Raw genomic sequence first — 14,629 nt, 5'->3', positions numbered from 1 at the left:
CGCCGCCGATCGGTGAACAACACCCCCGGCGCGGCGCCGGAAACCCCACCCTCGGAGTAACCCGGCACGACGACCGCGGTCCTTTCACTGCCGGTCGCGCCCCGCTTCTTCGTGTCCTCAAAGGACGTTGCCGAGACCGTGGTGTTCAGCCTCGCAGCCGGGAAAGCCGTTCGGCCGCCGTGCGTGCCTCGGCGCGCAAACGCTCCACAATGGACGCCGCGGAACCACCACCGGCGAGCGGGTAGGTCTGCCCCGCCCACAGCGACAACGCCTCCGGGTCGCCCGCCTTCGCGGCGGCGGCCCTGACCGGGCGGCTGATGTGGTGCAGTTGCGGATAGGCCGACGGCGCGTCCGCCGACAGCTCGGTGAGCACCCGGTTGACCAGCCCGCGCGCCGGCCGCCCGCTGAACGCGCGGGTGAAGGCGGTCGCCCGCGTGCCCTCGGCCAGCGCGGCCCGGTGCGGAGCCGAGGTGCCCGCCTCGTCGGCCTGGAGGAACGCGGTGCCCAGCTGGGCGGCATCGGCGCCCGCGGCCAGGACCGCCGCGATGTCGGCACCGTGCACCAGCCCGCCCGTGGCCACCAGTGGCAGGTCGATGCGGGCGGAGACCAGCCTCAGCAGAGCGAGCAGCCCGTAGGTCTCGCCTCCGGCGGGCGAGGCCGGATCGTCGGCGAACAGGCCGCGGTGGGCACCGGCTTCGAAGCCCTGCACGACGAGCGCGTCCGCGCCCGCCGCGGCGGCGAGTTCGGCCTCCCTCGGCGAGGTGACCGTGACCAGGACCTTGCTGCCGTTCTCGTGCAGGCGCGCGATGTCGGCCTCGCCGGGGATCCCGAAGGTGAAGGACACCACGGGCATCCGGCGCTCGGCGACGACCTCGAACTTGCCGAGGTACGCGTCGTCGTCCCAGAGCGGTTCGCCGGGTTCGACGCCGTAACGGCGGGCCTCGGCGCGCATACGCTCGCGATGCGCCGACAGGTCCGCCGCGGACCGGGGACCCGGGACGAACAGGTTGACCCCGAACACGCCCGGTGTCAGCGCGGCCGTCTCGTCGATCCGTTCGGCCAGCGCCTGCGGGGTGAGGTAACCGGCGGCGAGGAAGCCGAAGCCACCCGCCTCGGTCACCGCCGCGACCAGCGCAGGCGTCGTGGGACCGCCCGCCATCGGGGCCGCTATCACCGGGAACTCGAGATCTTCGAACATGGCACCGAGGGTAGTTCTCCGACGCGGATCGCTCCTGGCGGGAGCGAGCGGGCTCACGAATTGCTGCAAAGTGGTCTAGACCTATGCCGGGTGAAGTGCGACGATCCGGACATGCGCGGCAGCGACGCCGCGCCCCCTTCACGCCAGGAGGACTCCCGTGAAGAAAACCCGAACGCGGCGGCTCGGGCACGCGCTCGCCGCACTGACCCTGCTCGTCGGCACGGCGGGTGTCACCACGGCGGGCACCGCCGCCGCGGCCACGCCACCGCTGCAGTCGATCGTCCCCGTCCCGGTCTCCGTCCAGGCGGTCGACGGTGTCAGCTACCCGCTGACCGCCGCCACCAAGATCTACACCGAAGCCGGCTCCGCACCGGCCAAGGACGTCGGCGAGTACATCGCCGGGGTGCTGCGCCGGTCCACCGGCTTCCCGCTGCCGGTCTCCGACGCGGCGGGCACCCCCGCCGACGGCATCTCCCTGCTGCTCACCGGAGCCGACGCGAAGGTCGGCGATCAGGGCTACCAGCTCAACGCCGCGGCGAACTCCGTGGTGCTGCGCGCGAAAACCGCCGACGGCCTGTTCACCGGCGTGCAGACGCTGCGTCAGCTCCTGCCGGGGAAGATCGAAAGCCCGACCGTGCAACAGGGCCCGTGGACGATCCCGGGCGCGAACATCCTCGACTATCCGCGCTTCGGCTACCGCGCGGCGATGCTCGACGTCGCACGGCACTTCCACCCGGTGGACACCGTGAAGCGGTACCTCGACCAGCTCGCGCAGTACAAGATCAACCACCTGCACCTGCACCTCGCCGACGACCAGGGCTGGCGGATCCAGATCGACAGCTGGCCGCGCCTGGCCACCTACGGCGGCAGCACCCAGGTCGGCGGCGGCCCCGGCGGGTACTACACCAAGGCGCAGTACACCGACCTGGTGAACTACGCGGCCTCGCGGCACATCACGATCATCCCCGAGATCGACATGCCAGGGCACGTGAACGCCGCGCTGGCCTCCTACGCCGAGCTGAACTGCAACGGGGTCGCGCCGCCGCTGCGCACCGACATCGAGGTCGGCTACAGCTCGCTGTGCATCAGCAAGGACATCACCTACACCTTCGTCTCCGACGTGATCCGCGAGATCGCGGCGCTGACCCCCGGCCCGTACTTCCACATCGGCGGCGACGAGGCCTCGGCGACCTCGCAGCAGGACTACCTCAAGTTCATCGGCAAGGTGCTGCCGATCGTGGCGGCCAACGGCAAGCAGCCGAACGGCTGGCACGACATCGCCAAGGCCACCCTTCCCGCGAACGCCACCCCGCAGTTCTGGGGCACCACCACCTCCGACGCCAACGTGGCCAAGGCCGTCGCGAACGGCAGCAAGGTGATCATGTCGCCGGCGAACAAGGCCTACCTCGACATGAAGTACAACGCCAGCACGCCGATCGGGCTCAGCTGGGCCGGGTACATCGAGGTGCAGGACGCCTACAACTGGAACCCCGGCGCGTACCTGTCCGGGGTCGGCGAATCCGCGGTGCGGGGCGTCGAATCTCCACTGTGGACCGAAACCGTGGTGACCCCGGCCCACATCGACCTGCTGGCCTTCCCCCGGCTGGCCGCGCACGCCGAACTCGGCTGGTCGCCGTGGTCGACCCACGACTGGGCCAAGTTCCGGACCCGGCTCGGCGCACAGGGACCGCGCTGGGAAGCGCAGTCGATGAACTTCTACCGCTCGTCGCAGATCCCGTGGGACAACGGCGGCAACCCCGGCACCTGCACGTTGCCGGCTTGGGACAGCGGGACCGTGTACACCGGCGGGAACACCGTTTCGCACAACGGGCACAAGTGGACCGCGAAGTGGTGGACCAAGGGTGAGGAACCCGGTGCGGGCGGCGAATGGGGCGTCTGGCGCGACGACGGCGTCTGCTGACGCGTTCCTCCTGCCGGAGAGCGCTCGTACGGGCGTTCTCCGGTACGGCCCGGAACAGGACCGGGCCGCGCCGCGTTGAGCACCGGCATGAGCGATGACCTGGATCACATCCGCACGCTGTCCCTGCAGGAGCACGGCCTGGCCACGATCGCGACGACCCGCCCCGACGGGACGGTGCACTCCACGATCGTCAACGCCGGGGTCATCGACGACCCGGTGACGGGCGCGCCCGGCGTCGCCTTCGTGGCCAGGGGCGACGCGTACAAGCTGAAACTGCTTCGCCGTGCCGGGCATGCGAGCCTCGCTTTCCGCCGTGGCTGGGACTGGGGTTCGGTCGACGGACCGGTCCACCTGATCGGCCCGGACGACCCGGACCCCGCCTTCGACGCCGCCGGGCTGCCGAAGCTGTTGCGTGACGTGTTCATCGCGGCGACGGGCACGCACGACGACTGGGACGAGTACGACCGCGTGATGGCCGCCGAACGCCGCGTCGCCGTGTTCATCCAGGCACGCCGGATCCTGCGCAACCGCGGCTGATCAGCGCTCCGCCAGACGTCCGAGCAGGTCGTTCGGGACGATCCGTACCGGGAACGGCCGCTCGGCGTCGAACGCCTCGTCCCCCGCTGCCTTCGCGACCCGCTGATAGTGGCCGTACCGGTCGAGTTCGAACACGGTCAACTCCGGCTCGGCCGGGTCGATCACCCAATAGCTCGGCACACCCAGCCGCTCGTACGCGGCCTTCTTGTCGTTCAGGTCGTAGAGCACCGTGCTCGGGGACAGCACCTCGACCGCGAGCACCGGTGCCGCGGGGAGATCCTTCTCGGTGAAGTCCTCCTCCCGGCCCACCACGACGTCCGGCTGGAGCTCGAGCCGATCGCCGATGCGTACCGCGAAGGGCGCGATGAGGACCTCGAGCCGCGGCGGACAGGCCGCCTCCAGCATGCCGCAGAGCCGGAGGCCGGTTTTCTGATGTCTGCGGCCCGGCGCGGGGCTCACGTGGAGCATCCCGTCGATGAGTTCGTAACGTCGGCCATCCTCCGGCATCCCCTCGAGGTCGCGCACCGTCATGGGGCCCGACCCGGCCGGATACTGGATTTCCGTCATGACCGTCATGGTGCCCTCCTTCCCAGGCTTTGACCAGAGCGCACCACGGAGCACCGACAAAAACGGCGCCGGCGAAGACGAGAACGCCCCGCCTCACTCGATCGTGTGAGACGGGGCGCCGAAAAGCCGAAGCTACTTCTTGTTCTTTCCGTTGTCCTCTGTGGACAGTGCGGCCACGAAGGCCTCCTGCGGGACCTCGACCCGGCCGACGGTCTTCATCCGCTTCTTGCCTTCCTTCTGCTTTTCCAGCAGCTTCCGCTTCCGCGAGATGTCACCGCCGTAGCATTTCGCGAGCACGTCCTTGCGGATCGCGCGAATGGTCTCCCGGGCGATGATCCGCGAGCCGATCGCCGCCTGGATGGGCACCTCGAACTGCTGGCGCGGAATCAGTTCGCGCAGCCGGGTCGCCATCCGGTTTCCGTAGTTGTACGCGGCGTCCTTGTGCACGATCGCGGAAAACGCGTCGACGGTTTCGCCCTGCAGCAGGATGTCGACCTTGACCAGATCGGCGATCTGCTCGCCCGCCTCCTCGTAGTCCAGCGAAGCGTAGCCGCGGGTGCGCGACTTGAGCGTGTCGAAGAAGTCGAAGATGATCTCCGCGAGCGGCAGGTTGTAGCGCAGCTCGACCCGCTCCTCGGACAGATAGTCCATGCCGAGCAGGACGCCGCGCTTGGTCTGGCACAGCTCCATGATGGTGCCGACGAACTCCGACGGCGCGAGGATGCTCACCTTGCTGACCGGCTCGTGCACCTCGGAGATCTTGAGCCCGGTCGGCCAGTCCGACGGATTGGTCACGGTGACCTCGGTGCCGTCCTCGAGCACCACGCGGTAGACGACGTTCGGCGCGGTCGAGATCAGGTCGAGGCCGAACTCGCGCTCCAGCCGGTCGCGGGTGATCTCCAGGTGCAGCAGGCCGAGGAAACCGCAGCGGAACCCGAATCCGAGCGCGACCGAGGTCTCCGGCTCGTAGTCGAGCGCGGCGTCGTTGAGCTGGAGCTTGTCCAGCGCCTCGCGCAGTTCGGGGTAGTCCGAGCCGTCCACCGGATACAGCCCCGAGTAGACCATCGGCTTCGGCTCGCGGTACCCGGCGAGCGGTTCGGTGGCGCCCTTGCGCTCCGAGGTCACGGTGTCGCCGACCTTCGACTGGCGGACGTCCTTCACGCCGGTGATGAGGTAGCCCACCTCGCCGACGCCGAGTCCCTTGCTGGCCTTGGGTTCCGGCGAGATGATGCCGACTTCCAGCAGCTCGTGGGTGGCGTTGGTGGACATCATCCGGATCCGCTCGCGCGGGGTGATCCTGCCGTCCACCACCCGGATGTAGGTGACGACGCCGCGGTAGGTGTCGTACACCGAGTCGAAGATCATCGCGCGGGCCGGGGCGTCGGCGTCGCCCTGCGGCGGCGGGACCTGGCGGACGACCTCGTCGAGCAGCTCGCCGACGCCCGCGCCGGTCTTCGCCGAAACCCGCAGCACGTCCGAGGGCTCGCAGCCGATGATGTGCGCGATCTCGGCCGCATACTTGTCCGGATCGGCCGAGGGCAGGTCGATCTTGTTCAGCACCGGGATGATCTGGAGGTTGTTCTCCAGCGCCAGGTACAGGTTGGCCAGTGTCTGCGCCTCGATCCCCTGCGCGGCGTCGACCAGCAGGATCGCGCCCTCGCACGCCTCGAGCGCGCGGGAGACCTCGTAGGTGAAGTCGACGTGGCCGGGGGTGTCGATCATGTGCAGGACGTGGTCCTGGCCGTCGACCTGCCACGGCAGGCGCACGTTCTGCGCCTTGATCGTGATGCCGCGCTCGCGCTCGATGTCCATGCGGTCGAGGTACTGAGCGCGCATCGCCCGCGCTTCGACCACCCCGGTGAGCTGCAGCATCCGATCCGCCAGCGTCGACTTTCCGTGGTCGATGTGGGCGATGATGCAGAAGTTCCGGATGAGCTCCGGTGAGGTGAAAGTCGTGTCCGCGAACGTGCTCACTCGTGTGATCCTCGGGAAAGGTCGGGGATGGCCACCCCTATGGTCCCATGGAGCTCCGGGTGCGGGTGGGGGTCATCCCCGATGCGAGCCGCGACGGGGCGTGGTGCCCTCGAAGTATGAGCACTTCCCCCTCGCCCGTGCCCGCCCCCGGACCGGCCCCCGCCGGTCTGCTGGACCGCACGTTCGGCCATCCCCGCGGTCTGCTCGGCCGCCTCGGTGGCCTGGTCATGGCACACGGCAACGCACCGACCGAGCACCGGATGGCCGCACTCGCGAAGATCGAACCGGACGAGTCCGTACTGGTGGTCGGGCCCGGTCCCGGCGTCGGCCTGGACGACGTGGCGAAGCTCGCCCGGCGCGCGGTCGGCGTCGATCCGTCGCCGGGCATGCTGGCGCTGTGCCACCAGCGCTGCGGCGACCGCGCCGAACTGCGCCAGGGCACGGCCGCGGACACCGGGGAGCCCGGCGGATCGCTGGACGTGGTGCTCAGCGTGAACAACGTCCAGCTGTGGCCCGACCGCGCCGCGGGCTTCGCCGAGCTGTACCGCGTCCTGCGTCCCGGCGGCAGGCTGCTGGTCTCCGCCCACGAGAAGTGGCTGCCCGTGTCCCGGCACGTCCTCGCCCGCGAGGCCGGGTCCGCCGGGTTCACCGACCTCCAGACCTGGACCTGGCAGCCGCCGGGCTTCACCGCGCTGGCCGCGCAGCTCCGCGCCGTCAAGCCCGCGCGCTAGCTCCGGGGATCGGTGCGCAGCGGATGCCCGGCGGGCACCTCGACCAGGACGATGCGGGTGCCGTCGGGGTCGGCGATCCACGCCTCGTCCAGGCCCCACGGCTCCCGGCGGGCCTCCCGCACCGGCGTCACCCCGCGGGTGGCGAGGCCGGCGAGCGTGGCGGGCAGATCACGCACCTGGATCCACAGCGCGACGTCCGGGCTCGGCCCGGTGCTCGCACTGCCGACGATCTCCAGCGAGCCGTGGCCGAGGAAGAACACCGTGCCGCCGGGGAACTCCTTGTCGATCGCCAGGCCGAGGGTGTCGCGGTAGAACGCGGTGGACGCCTCGAGATCCCGCGGATGGATGAGAATCCGGCTGCTCAGCACTTCCATGGGCTCAATCCCTACCGGGAAGATCAGGCCACCGCAATCGCGGCGATACCGGACAGCACGACCACGGAACCGACCAGCCTGCGCACCGCGTTCGCCTCGCCGAGCACGAGCCAGGCGGCCAGCCCGCCGAGCACGATGCTCAGCTCGCGCGCGGGGGCGACCAGGCTGACCGGGGCGATCCGCAGCGCGTAGAGCACCAGGAGATACGCGACCGGGGACAGCAACCCGACCAGCAGCGCCTCACGCTTGTGCTCACGCCAGAGCTTGCCGATCATCGGCCGGTCGGCGAGGGCGTAGGGCATCAGCAGCAGGCTCTCCATGACCGAGCCGACCGCGAAGTAGACGATCGGCGGGACGGCGAGGCCGGTCACCGCGTGCGCGTCCCACAGCGTGTAGCCCGCGATGAACGCGCCGGTGAGCAGTCCGTAGCCGATCCCGGCCCGGCGGGCCCGCGGATCGGTCTCCCCGTCCCGGCGCCCGGTGCTGATCACCAGCACCCCGGCGATCACCAGCAGCGCGCCGGCGAGCCCGAGCCAGCCCGGCCGTTCGCCGAGCAGCACGACCGCCGCGATGACCGAGAGCAGCGGCCCGGTGCCCCGCGCGAGCGGGTAGACCACCGAAAGATCGCCGACGACGTAACCCCGTTGCAGGACGACGCCGTACCCGACGTGCAGCAGCGCGGTGACCGCCGCGGCCAGCAGCCATGTCCACTGTGGACGTTCGTTTTCCACGGCGAGGACGGCGATCGTGACCGGGAGGAGCGCGACGGCCGAAACGCTGTAGTAGAGGAACACGAAGCGGGCGCCGCCGTAGCCGACCCGCTTGGCGGCGAGGTTCCACACGGCGTGCACGACGGCGGCGACGAGGACGAGGGACAGCGCGGTGGCGTTCATCGGACCCTTTCGGGGTTTTCGCGCACGCGAAAACCTCAGGTCCTCCAGGCTTTTGTCCCGTCAGATGAACGGCGGGCTCCTGAGCCGCCGATGGTGCCGCTCGGACCTGTCCCACCAGCCCTCGTTGTGTTCTCCCGCAGGTGCGGGCCGATGGCGGAACCCTAGGCACTGACTCCACCCACCGTAGTACGCGTAAGCGATCACGTCGAGGCCCTCGCGAGGCCGTCGGAGCAGGCTGTTAGGCTTGCCGTTCGTTGCCGTGCGGCATTCCGTCATGGAGGAAACCCGCGCACCGCCCGCGAGGGTGGCCGGGGCCACAGAGTTATCCAGCGACGCGGCAGCGAACTCACCGAGTACGAACAGGAGCGCCACCATGGCCAACATCAAGTCGCAGATCAAGCGCATCACCACCAACGAGAAGGCGCGTCAGCGCAACCAGGCGATCCGGTCCTCGGTGAAGACCGCGATCCGCAAGTTCCGCGAGGCCGCCGAGTCCGGGGACAAGGCCAAGGCCGTCGAGCTGCAGCGCGAGGCCGCCAAGAAGCTGGACAAGGCCGTCACCAAGGGCGTCATCCACGCCAACCAGGCCGCGAACAAGAAGTCCGCGATGGCCAAGCGCGCGAACAACATCTGAGCCCGCTCTCCGCAAAGGCCCCGGCGACCTCGGTCGCCGGGGCCTTTCGCGTGTCTTCGCCTCAGCGGTCGCCCTTGGCGGCGACGACCTCGTTCACCGCGCGCTCCAGTGCGTAGTCCGGGCTCGCCGCGGCACCCTTGACCTCGGAGTTGAGCCGAGCGACGACCCGCATCGCGGTGGCGAGGCCGTCGGAGTTCCAGCCCCGCGACTGGCCCTGCGCCTTGCGCACCTTCCACGGCGGCATCCCGAGTTCCCCGGCCATCTGGTTCGGGTTGCCCCGCCCGGCCGCCGAGACCCTGGCGATGGTGCGGACGGCGTCGGCGAGCGCGTCGGCGACGAGCACATGCGGCACCCCCAGCTGCATCGCCCAGCGCAACTGCTCCAGCGCGGCCGCCCTGTCCCCCGCCACCGCCTTCTCCGCGACGGCGAAGCCCGTGACGTCGGCGCGGCCCCGGTGGTACCGGCGCACGGCCTGCTCGTCGACGACGCCGCCGGAGTCCGCGACCAGCTGTGTCGCCGCCGACGACAGCTCCCGCAGATCCGAGCCGACGGCGTCGATCAGCGCGAGCACCCCGGCGCCGTCGATCTTGCCGCCCGCCCGGCGGACTTCGTTGCGGACGAACGACTCCCGGTCGGCGGCCTTCGTCAGCTTGGCGCATTCGGTGATCTGGGCCCCGGCCTTGCGCAAGGCGGCGGGCAGCGCCTTCGCCGCCTTGCTCCTGCCGCCCCCGGTGTGCACGACGACCAGCACGATCCCGTCGGCGGGGGCCTTGAGGTAGGACAGCACGGCGTCGGACAGCTCCTGCGAGATGTCCTGCGCCGCTTCGAGGACGATCACGCGGCCCTCGCTGAACAGCGAGGGGCTCACCAGTTCGGCGAGCTCGGGCGCTGTGAGTTCCGACACCCGCATCCTGGTCATGTCGGCGGTCGGATCGGCCGCCTTGGCGGCGTCCAGGGCGGCGCGGACGGCCCGTTCGATGAGCAGTTCTTCCTCACCGAGCACGAGATGCAGCGGTGCGGTGGCGGTGGCTTGCGCGGTCACCCCCCGATCCTCTCACCCGCCCCGCGACACGCCCGCTCCGGTGACACCGGCGCGCCCACCGTGGCACGAGCCGATCAGGATGCCGTACGGTGTGTCCCGAGGCGGCGCCCGCGCGGCGCGCCGACAACCGAATACCGCTCATCCAGAGGGGCAGAGGGAACGGCCCGACGAAGCCCCGGCAACCGGCGTCAAAGCCTGTCATCCCGCGATCGCGGGGTAGCTGACGAACACGGTGCCAATTCCGGCCCGCCTCGGCGGGACAGATGAGGAAAGGAACCTCGCGATGACCGCAACCCTCGGCACGACCTCCACCACCAAGACCCCGGACCTGGGCCCGGCCGTCGAACTGGTGTCGAAGGAAGAGGGTCACCGGCAGCCGCTCGCTCCCGAATTCGTCTCCGCCGAAGACTTCTCGCCGCTCGAGGTCGCCTACGACTTCGGCCGGGTCCGGCGCGAGGACATCGAAGCCGGCCCGAAGAACATCTGGCGCTACAAGAAACTCCTCCCGGTTCCCTCCAACGTCGAGGAGATCCCCAACACCGAGCCCGGCGCCACCCGGCTGATCCGGGCCGACCGGCTGGCGAAGGCGCTGGGGGTCAAGCGGATCTGGGTCAAGGACGACACCGGCAACCCGACCCACTCCTTCAAGGACCGGGTCGTCGCCGTCGCGCTGGCGGCCGCCCGCGAGTTCGGGTTCGAGGTGCTGTGTTGTCCCTCGACCGGGAACCTCGCCAACGCCGTCGCCGCCGCGGCCGCCCGCGCGGGCTGGCAGTCCGTCGTGCTGATCCCGAAGACGCTGGAGCGCGCCAAGATCCTCACGACCGCGGTGTACGACGGCGCGCTGATCGCCGTCGACGGCAACTACGACGACGTCAACCGCCTCGCCACCGAACTCGCCGCCGAGCACGAGAGCTGGGCGTTCGTGAACGTGAACGTCCGCCCGTACTACTCGGAGGGCTCGAAGACGCTGGCCTTCGAGGTCGCCGAGCAGCTCGGCTGGCGGCTGCCCGAGCAGATCGTCGTGCCGATCGCCTCCGGCTCCCAGCTGACCAAGGTGGACAAGGGCTTCCGCGAGCTCGGCCAGCTCGGACTGGTGGAAGCCAGCCCGTACAAGGTGTTCGGCGCCCAGGCCACCGGCTGCTCGCCCGTGTCGGCCGCGTTCCGCGCCGGGCACGACGTCGTCCAGCCGGTCAGGCCGGACACCATCGCGCGCTCGCTGGCGATCGGCAACCCCGCCGACGGCCCCTACGTGCTCGACGTGGTCAACCGCACCAACGGCGCGATCGAGGACGTGAGCGACGAAGAGGTCGTCGAGGGCATCCGGCTGCTGGCCCGCACCGAGGGCATCTTCACCGAGACGGCGGGCGGGGTCACCGTCGCCACGGCGAAGAAGCTCATCGAAACCGGCAAGCTCGACCCGGACGCCGAGACCGTCCTGCTGATCACCGGTGACGGCCTCAAGACGCTCGACGCCGTCGAGAACCACATCGGCCCCAAGGCGACCGTCCCGCCGTCCGCCGCCGCCGTGCGCGAGGCCCTCGGCTACTGACGCCGGCTCACCGCCGGGGCGGGCCACGCGGCTCGCCCCGGCGGGAGACCGCCGGACCGCCGCCGTCCGGGACCACCGCGGTGTCGCCGTCGATATCGGTGCGGGTCACCAAGGCCCCCAACGCGATCAGAGCGTCCACAGTGGACTTACTGGGGTGGCCGTAGCGATTTCCCGCGCCCACACTGGCCATCGCGACGCGGGGCGCGACGGCCGCGAGGAAGTCCGGCAGCGAATACCGCGACCCGTGGTGGGGGACCTTCAAGACCTCCGCCCGCAGATCCGCTCCCCCGGCCAGCAAATCGGCCTGCGCGGCCAATTCCACGTCGCCGGTCAGGAGCACGCGCCCGGCCGGGGTGCCCGCGCGCAGCACGACCGAGCTGTTGTTGACCATCGTCCCGTCCTGCTCGGCGGCCGACCGCGCGGGTACGTACCGCGGCCCGAGCACCTCGAGGGACAGCCCCGGCCACTCCAGCCGCTGCCCGATGGTCAGCTCCAGCAGCGGTACGCCCTGGCGCCCGGCCTCCTCCGCGACCTGCCGCCAAGCCCAGCCCGGCGCCCGGCCAGGCCCGACCGCCACCGCACCCACCGTTCTGCCCTCGAACACCGACACCAGCCCGCCGAGATGGTCGGCGTGCAGATGGCTCAGCACGATCAGCGGCACGCGGTCGACGTCGAGCCGCCGCAGGCACTCGTCGACCGGGCCGGGTTCGGGCCCGGTGTCGACGACCACCGCCCGGCCGCGCTCCGCCGTCGCCAGCACCAACGCGTCCCCCTGGCCCACATCGCATTCGACCATCGCCCACGAATCCGGCGGCCAGGCCGGGGCGAGCACCCGGACCGGGACGAACACCAGCAGCACCACGGCGAGCACCACCGTCACCAGCACCCGGATCCGGCGCAGCCGCAATGTCACCACCAGGACGGCGAGCAGGCCCGCCGCCAGCAGGCCGCCCCACCAGCCGCCGGGCCAGTCCAGGACGGCACCCGGTGCCCGCGCGCCGTGCCGCGCCACGAGGATCAGCCAGCGTGCCTCCGGATCGGCCAGGTGGACCAGCACGTTCCCGGCGCCGGGCCACCACGGGCCCACCACGGTGGCGAGTACTCCGAACACGGTGGCCGGGGCCACCACCGGCGCCGCGAGCACGTTCGTCAGTACCGACACCAGGCTCACCGAACCCGCCATACCCGCCAGCACCGGCGCGGTGACCACGAACGCCGCGAGCGGAACGGCCAGCCCCTCGGCGTAGCCCGCCGGAACACCCCGGCGCACCATCGCGTCCGCCCAGCGCGGCGCCAGCAGAACCAGCCCGGCCGTGGCCAGCACCGAGAGCGCGAAGCCGAAGTCGACCGCCATCGCCGGATCCCAGATCACCAGCGCATAGACCGCAAAGGCCAGCGCGGGCAAGGCAGAGCCCCGTCTGCCCAGCGCCAGTGCGAGCAGGCCGACCGCGCCCATGACCCCGGCCCGGAGCACGCTCGGCTCCGGACCCGCGAGCACGAGGAACCCGGCCAGGCACAGCCCGGCCGCGATCGCCGAGGCCCGCGGCCCGATCCGCAGCACGCGCAGCAGGAGCAGCACCGCACCGCAGACGATCGCGAGATTCCCGCCGCTGACGGCCGTGAGATGGGACATCCCCGCGGCGACGAACTCGTGCTCGACTCGTGGCGGCAACGCGCTCGTGTCCCCGACGACCAGACCGGGCAGGAGACCGGCGGGTTCTTCCGGGAGGCTCGCGCACAGCCGGTGCAGCCCCGCACGCAAGGACTCGGCGGCCCGCTGCCACCACGGTGCGGTGCCAGGATCGCCGGGCGGCCCGCGCACCGACAGCACCGCGACGGTCAGTTCCGCGCCCCGCGCGGGCCCCAGTTGCCCGGAGACCGTCACGGCCTGACCGGGCAGCATGCCCGACCACGGCGTGACCGGGGCGAGCAGCAAGACACGTCCGGTGCTCTCGGCGGGCCGCCCCGCGACTTGCGCGGAGGTCACCTCGGCGGGAAGCACGACCGAACGGGCACCGGCCTGGCGGTCGGCGTATCCGGCCGAGCGAACCGGTTTCGGACGTTCGGTGAGCACCACTCGCAGCACGGCCGGAGCCCCATGGGCGGCGGCCGCGCGCAACGGATCCTGTTCCGCGTCGCGAACACGCAGCGCTGTCGGGCCCGCGAGCGCCAGCCCGAGCACCAGCAACGCACCCGCCGAAGCTCGCCAGGACGGGCGGCGCCAGCACACCACCGCGCCCGCGAGCGCGGTGACCGCTCCCCCGGCCACCGCCGCCCACCACGTACCGAGCAGGGCCGCCAGCGTCACGCCCCACACCGCCAGCGCGGCCGGGACGAGCCGAGGATCCTGCGCACGCCACCACGGCAACGGCTGCCGCGTCTCCGGAGTACCGGGCCCCGCGCTCATCCGACGCTCACCTGCTCCCGGATCTTCGAGAACTTCGCTTCGCCAATGCCTTCGACGTCGCGAAGTTGCTCGACACTGGCGAACCCGCCGTGCCGGGTGCGCCATTCGACGATCCGGCGGGCCATCACGGCGCCGACGCCCGGCAGCGTGTCGAGCTGATCGGCCGTGGCCGCGTTGAGATCGACCTTGCCCGGTGGCGCCCCCGCTCCACCGGGCCCGGCCGCCGCCGGCGCCGGGACACCGACCGCGAGCTGTTCTCCGTCGGTCAGCCGCCGGGCCAGGTTCAGCGCGCTCAGGTCGGTGCCGGGTTCCGGGCCACCGGCGGCACGGAGCGCGTCCGCGACGCGTGCCCCCGCGGGCAGGCTGATCAGCCCCGGTGCGCGCACCCGCCCGATCACGCTGATGACGAGACCGGTCTTCGGCTGCGGGGGCTGCTCGGCCACCGGTTTCGCGCTCGGCAGCCCCGGCGGGCTCTCCGCGGCGGGCCTGCCGCCGAAGAGCGCCACCGCGCCGAACACCAGCAGGACGACGCCGACGAGGACGGCGCCGAGCACGAGCCGTCGTTTACCGGCCGAGCCGCCGGCCAGCCCCGCGGGCAGCCAGCGCCGGACCAGCCGCCCACCGGGGCCCATCGCAGGGGCGTCCGGGGACAGCTGATCGGCCAGCCACGCGAGCCTGGCGTTGACGGAGGAGCCCGGGTCCCGGGCGGCGGGGTCGAACACACGATCGACGTTAGGACAGCCGGAAGCCGTCCGGCAGGGGAAATCGGCGCGGCTGTGGACAAGTGGGGTCCTGTGGACAG

The 14,629-nt window shown here is 71.3% G+C and carries 13 protein-coding genes and 1 riboswitch; of the genes, 5 read left to right on the top strand and 8 right to left on the bottom strand.

Features of this window, described 5'->3' with window-relative positions:
- Positions 1-145: 145 nt before the first annotated feature.
- Positions 146-1,198, bottom strand: a complete 1,053-nt coding sequence (locus ACFWX1_RS21225) for an NAD(P)H-dependent flavin oxidoreductase (protein WP_378389762.1) — start codon at positions 1,196-1,198, stop codon at positions 146-148.
- 157 nt (positions 1,199-1,355) lie between these two features.
- Here ACFWX1_RS21225 and ACFWX1_RS21220 point away from each other — a divergent pair, with 157 nt between their 5' ends.
- Both ACFWX1_RS21220 and ACFWX1_RS21215 read left to right on the top strand, forming a co-directional pair.
- Complete coding sequence (locus ACFWX1_RS21220) at positions 1,356-3,119, top strand: family 20 glycosylhydrolase (RefSeq protein WP_378389760.1); 1,764 nt, start codon at positions 1,356-1,358, stop codon at positions 3,117-3,119.
- Positions 3,120-3,206: 87 nt separating this feature from the next.
- Positions 3,207-3,656, top strand: a complete 450-nt coding sequence (locus tag ACFWX1_RS21215; RefSeq protein WP_378389758.1) for a pyridoxamine 5'-phosphate oxidase family protein — start codon at positions 3,207-3,209, stop codon at positions 3,654-3,656.
- Here the strand turns inward: ACFWX1_RS21215 and ACFWX1_RS21210 are convergent, their stop codons facing one another.
- Both ACFWX1_RS21210 and lepA read right to left on the bottom strand, forming a co-directional pair.
- A complete protein-coding gene (locus tag ACFWX1_RS21210) occupies positions 3,657-4,232 on the bottom strand; it encodes a Uma2 family endonuclease (RefSeq protein ID WP_378389756.1) in 576 nt (191 codons plus the stop codon).
- 123 nt (positions 4,233-4,355) lie between these two features.
- Positions 4,356-6,197 carry a translation elongation factor 4 gene (lepA, locus tag ACFWX1_RS21205; RefSeq protein ID WP_378326683.1) on the bottom strand — a complete coding sequence of 614 codons (1,842 nt, stop codon included), beginning with the start codon at positions 6,195-6,197 and terminating at the stop codon, positions 4,356-4,358.
- Between the two features lie 116 nt (positions 6,198-6,313).
- On the opposite strand from lepA, the gene ACFWX1_RS21200 reads away from it, so the two are divergent.
- Positions 6,314-6,928 (top strand): class I SAM-dependent methyltransferase, encoded by a 615-nt coding sequence (locus ACFWX1_RS21200; protein WP_378389754.1) that lies wholly within the window; start codon positions 6,314-6,316, stop codon positions 6,926-6,928.
- Here ACFWX1_RS21200 and ACFWX1_RS21195 read toward each other — a convergent pair.
- Complete coding sequence (locus ACFWX1_RS21195) at positions 6,925-7,302, bottom strand: VOC family protein (protein WP_378389752.1); 378 nt, start codon at positions 7,300-7,302, stop codon at positions 6,925-6,927. The two genes, ACFWX1_RS21200 and ACFWX1_RS21195, sit on opposite strands and share 4 nt — an antisense overlap.
- A 23-nt stretch (positions 7,303-7,325) precedes the next feature.
- Positions 7,326-8,195 (bottom strand): DMT family transporter, encoded by an 870-nt coding sequence (locus ACFWX1_RS21190; RefSeq protein ID WP_378389750.1) that lies wholly within the window; start codon positions 8,193-8,195, stop codon positions 7,326-7,328.
- Positions 8,196-8,568: 373 nt separating this feature from the next.
- On the opposite strand from ACFWX1_RS21190, the gene rpsT reads away from it, so the two are divergent.
- Positions 8,569-8,829, top strand: a complete 261-nt coding sequence (gene rpsT, locus ACFWX1_RS21185) for a 30S ribosomal protein S20 (protein ID WP_378389749.1) — start codon at positions 8,569-8,571, stop codon at positions 8,827-8,829.
- A 61-nt stretch (positions 8,830-8,890) separates the two neighbouring features.
- On the opposite strand, the gene holA is transcribed toward rpsT, so the two are convergent.
- Complete coding sequence (holA, locus tag ACFWX1_RS21180; RefSeq protein WP_378389748.1) at positions 8,891-9,871, bottom strand: DNA polymerase III subunit delta; 981 nt, start codon at positions 9,869-9,871, stop codon at positions 8,891-8,893.
- A 135-nt stretch (positions 9,872-10,006) separates the two neighbouring features.
- A riboswitch (SAM riboswitch) is annotated at positions 10,007-10,141 on the top strand.
- A gap of 13 nt (positions 10,142-10,154) precedes the next feature.
- Between holA and thrC the strand changes: the two genes are divergently transcribed.
- Positions 10,155-11,420, top strand: a complete 1,266-nt coding sequence (gene thrC / locus ACFWX1_RS21175; RefSeq protein WP_378389747.1) for a threonine synthase — start codon at positions 10,155-10,157, stop codon at positions 11,418-11,420.
- Positions 11,421-11,427: 7 nt separating this feature from the next.
- On the opposite strand, the gene ACFWX1_RS21170 is transcribed toward thrC, so the two are convergent.
- Positions 11,428-13,827, bottom strand: a complete 2,400-nt coding sequence (locus ACFWX1_RS21170; protein ID WP_378389746.1) for a ComEC/Rec2 family competence protein — start codon at positions 13,825-13,827, stop codon at positions 11,428-11,430.
- Entirely contained in the window at positions 13,824-14,549 is a 726-nt protein-coding gene (locus tag ACFWX1_RS21165) for a helix-hairpin-helix domain-containing protein (protein WP_378389745.1), read from the bottom strand. Before ACFWX1_RS21165 ends, ACFWX1_RS21170 begins: the two co-directional genes overlap by 4 nt.
- Between the last annotated feature and the right edge of the window lie 80 nt (positions 14,550-14,629).

Origin of the sequence: Amycolatopsis sp. NPDC059021 (assembly GCF_042739895.1) — a bacterium.
Classification (GTDB): domain Bacteria; phylum Actinomycetota; class Actinomycetes; order Mycobacteriales; family Pseudonocardiaceae; genus Amycolatopsis.
Note: the sequence above shows the minus strand (reverse complement) of the source record. Positions and strands in the feature narration are given on the sequence as shown.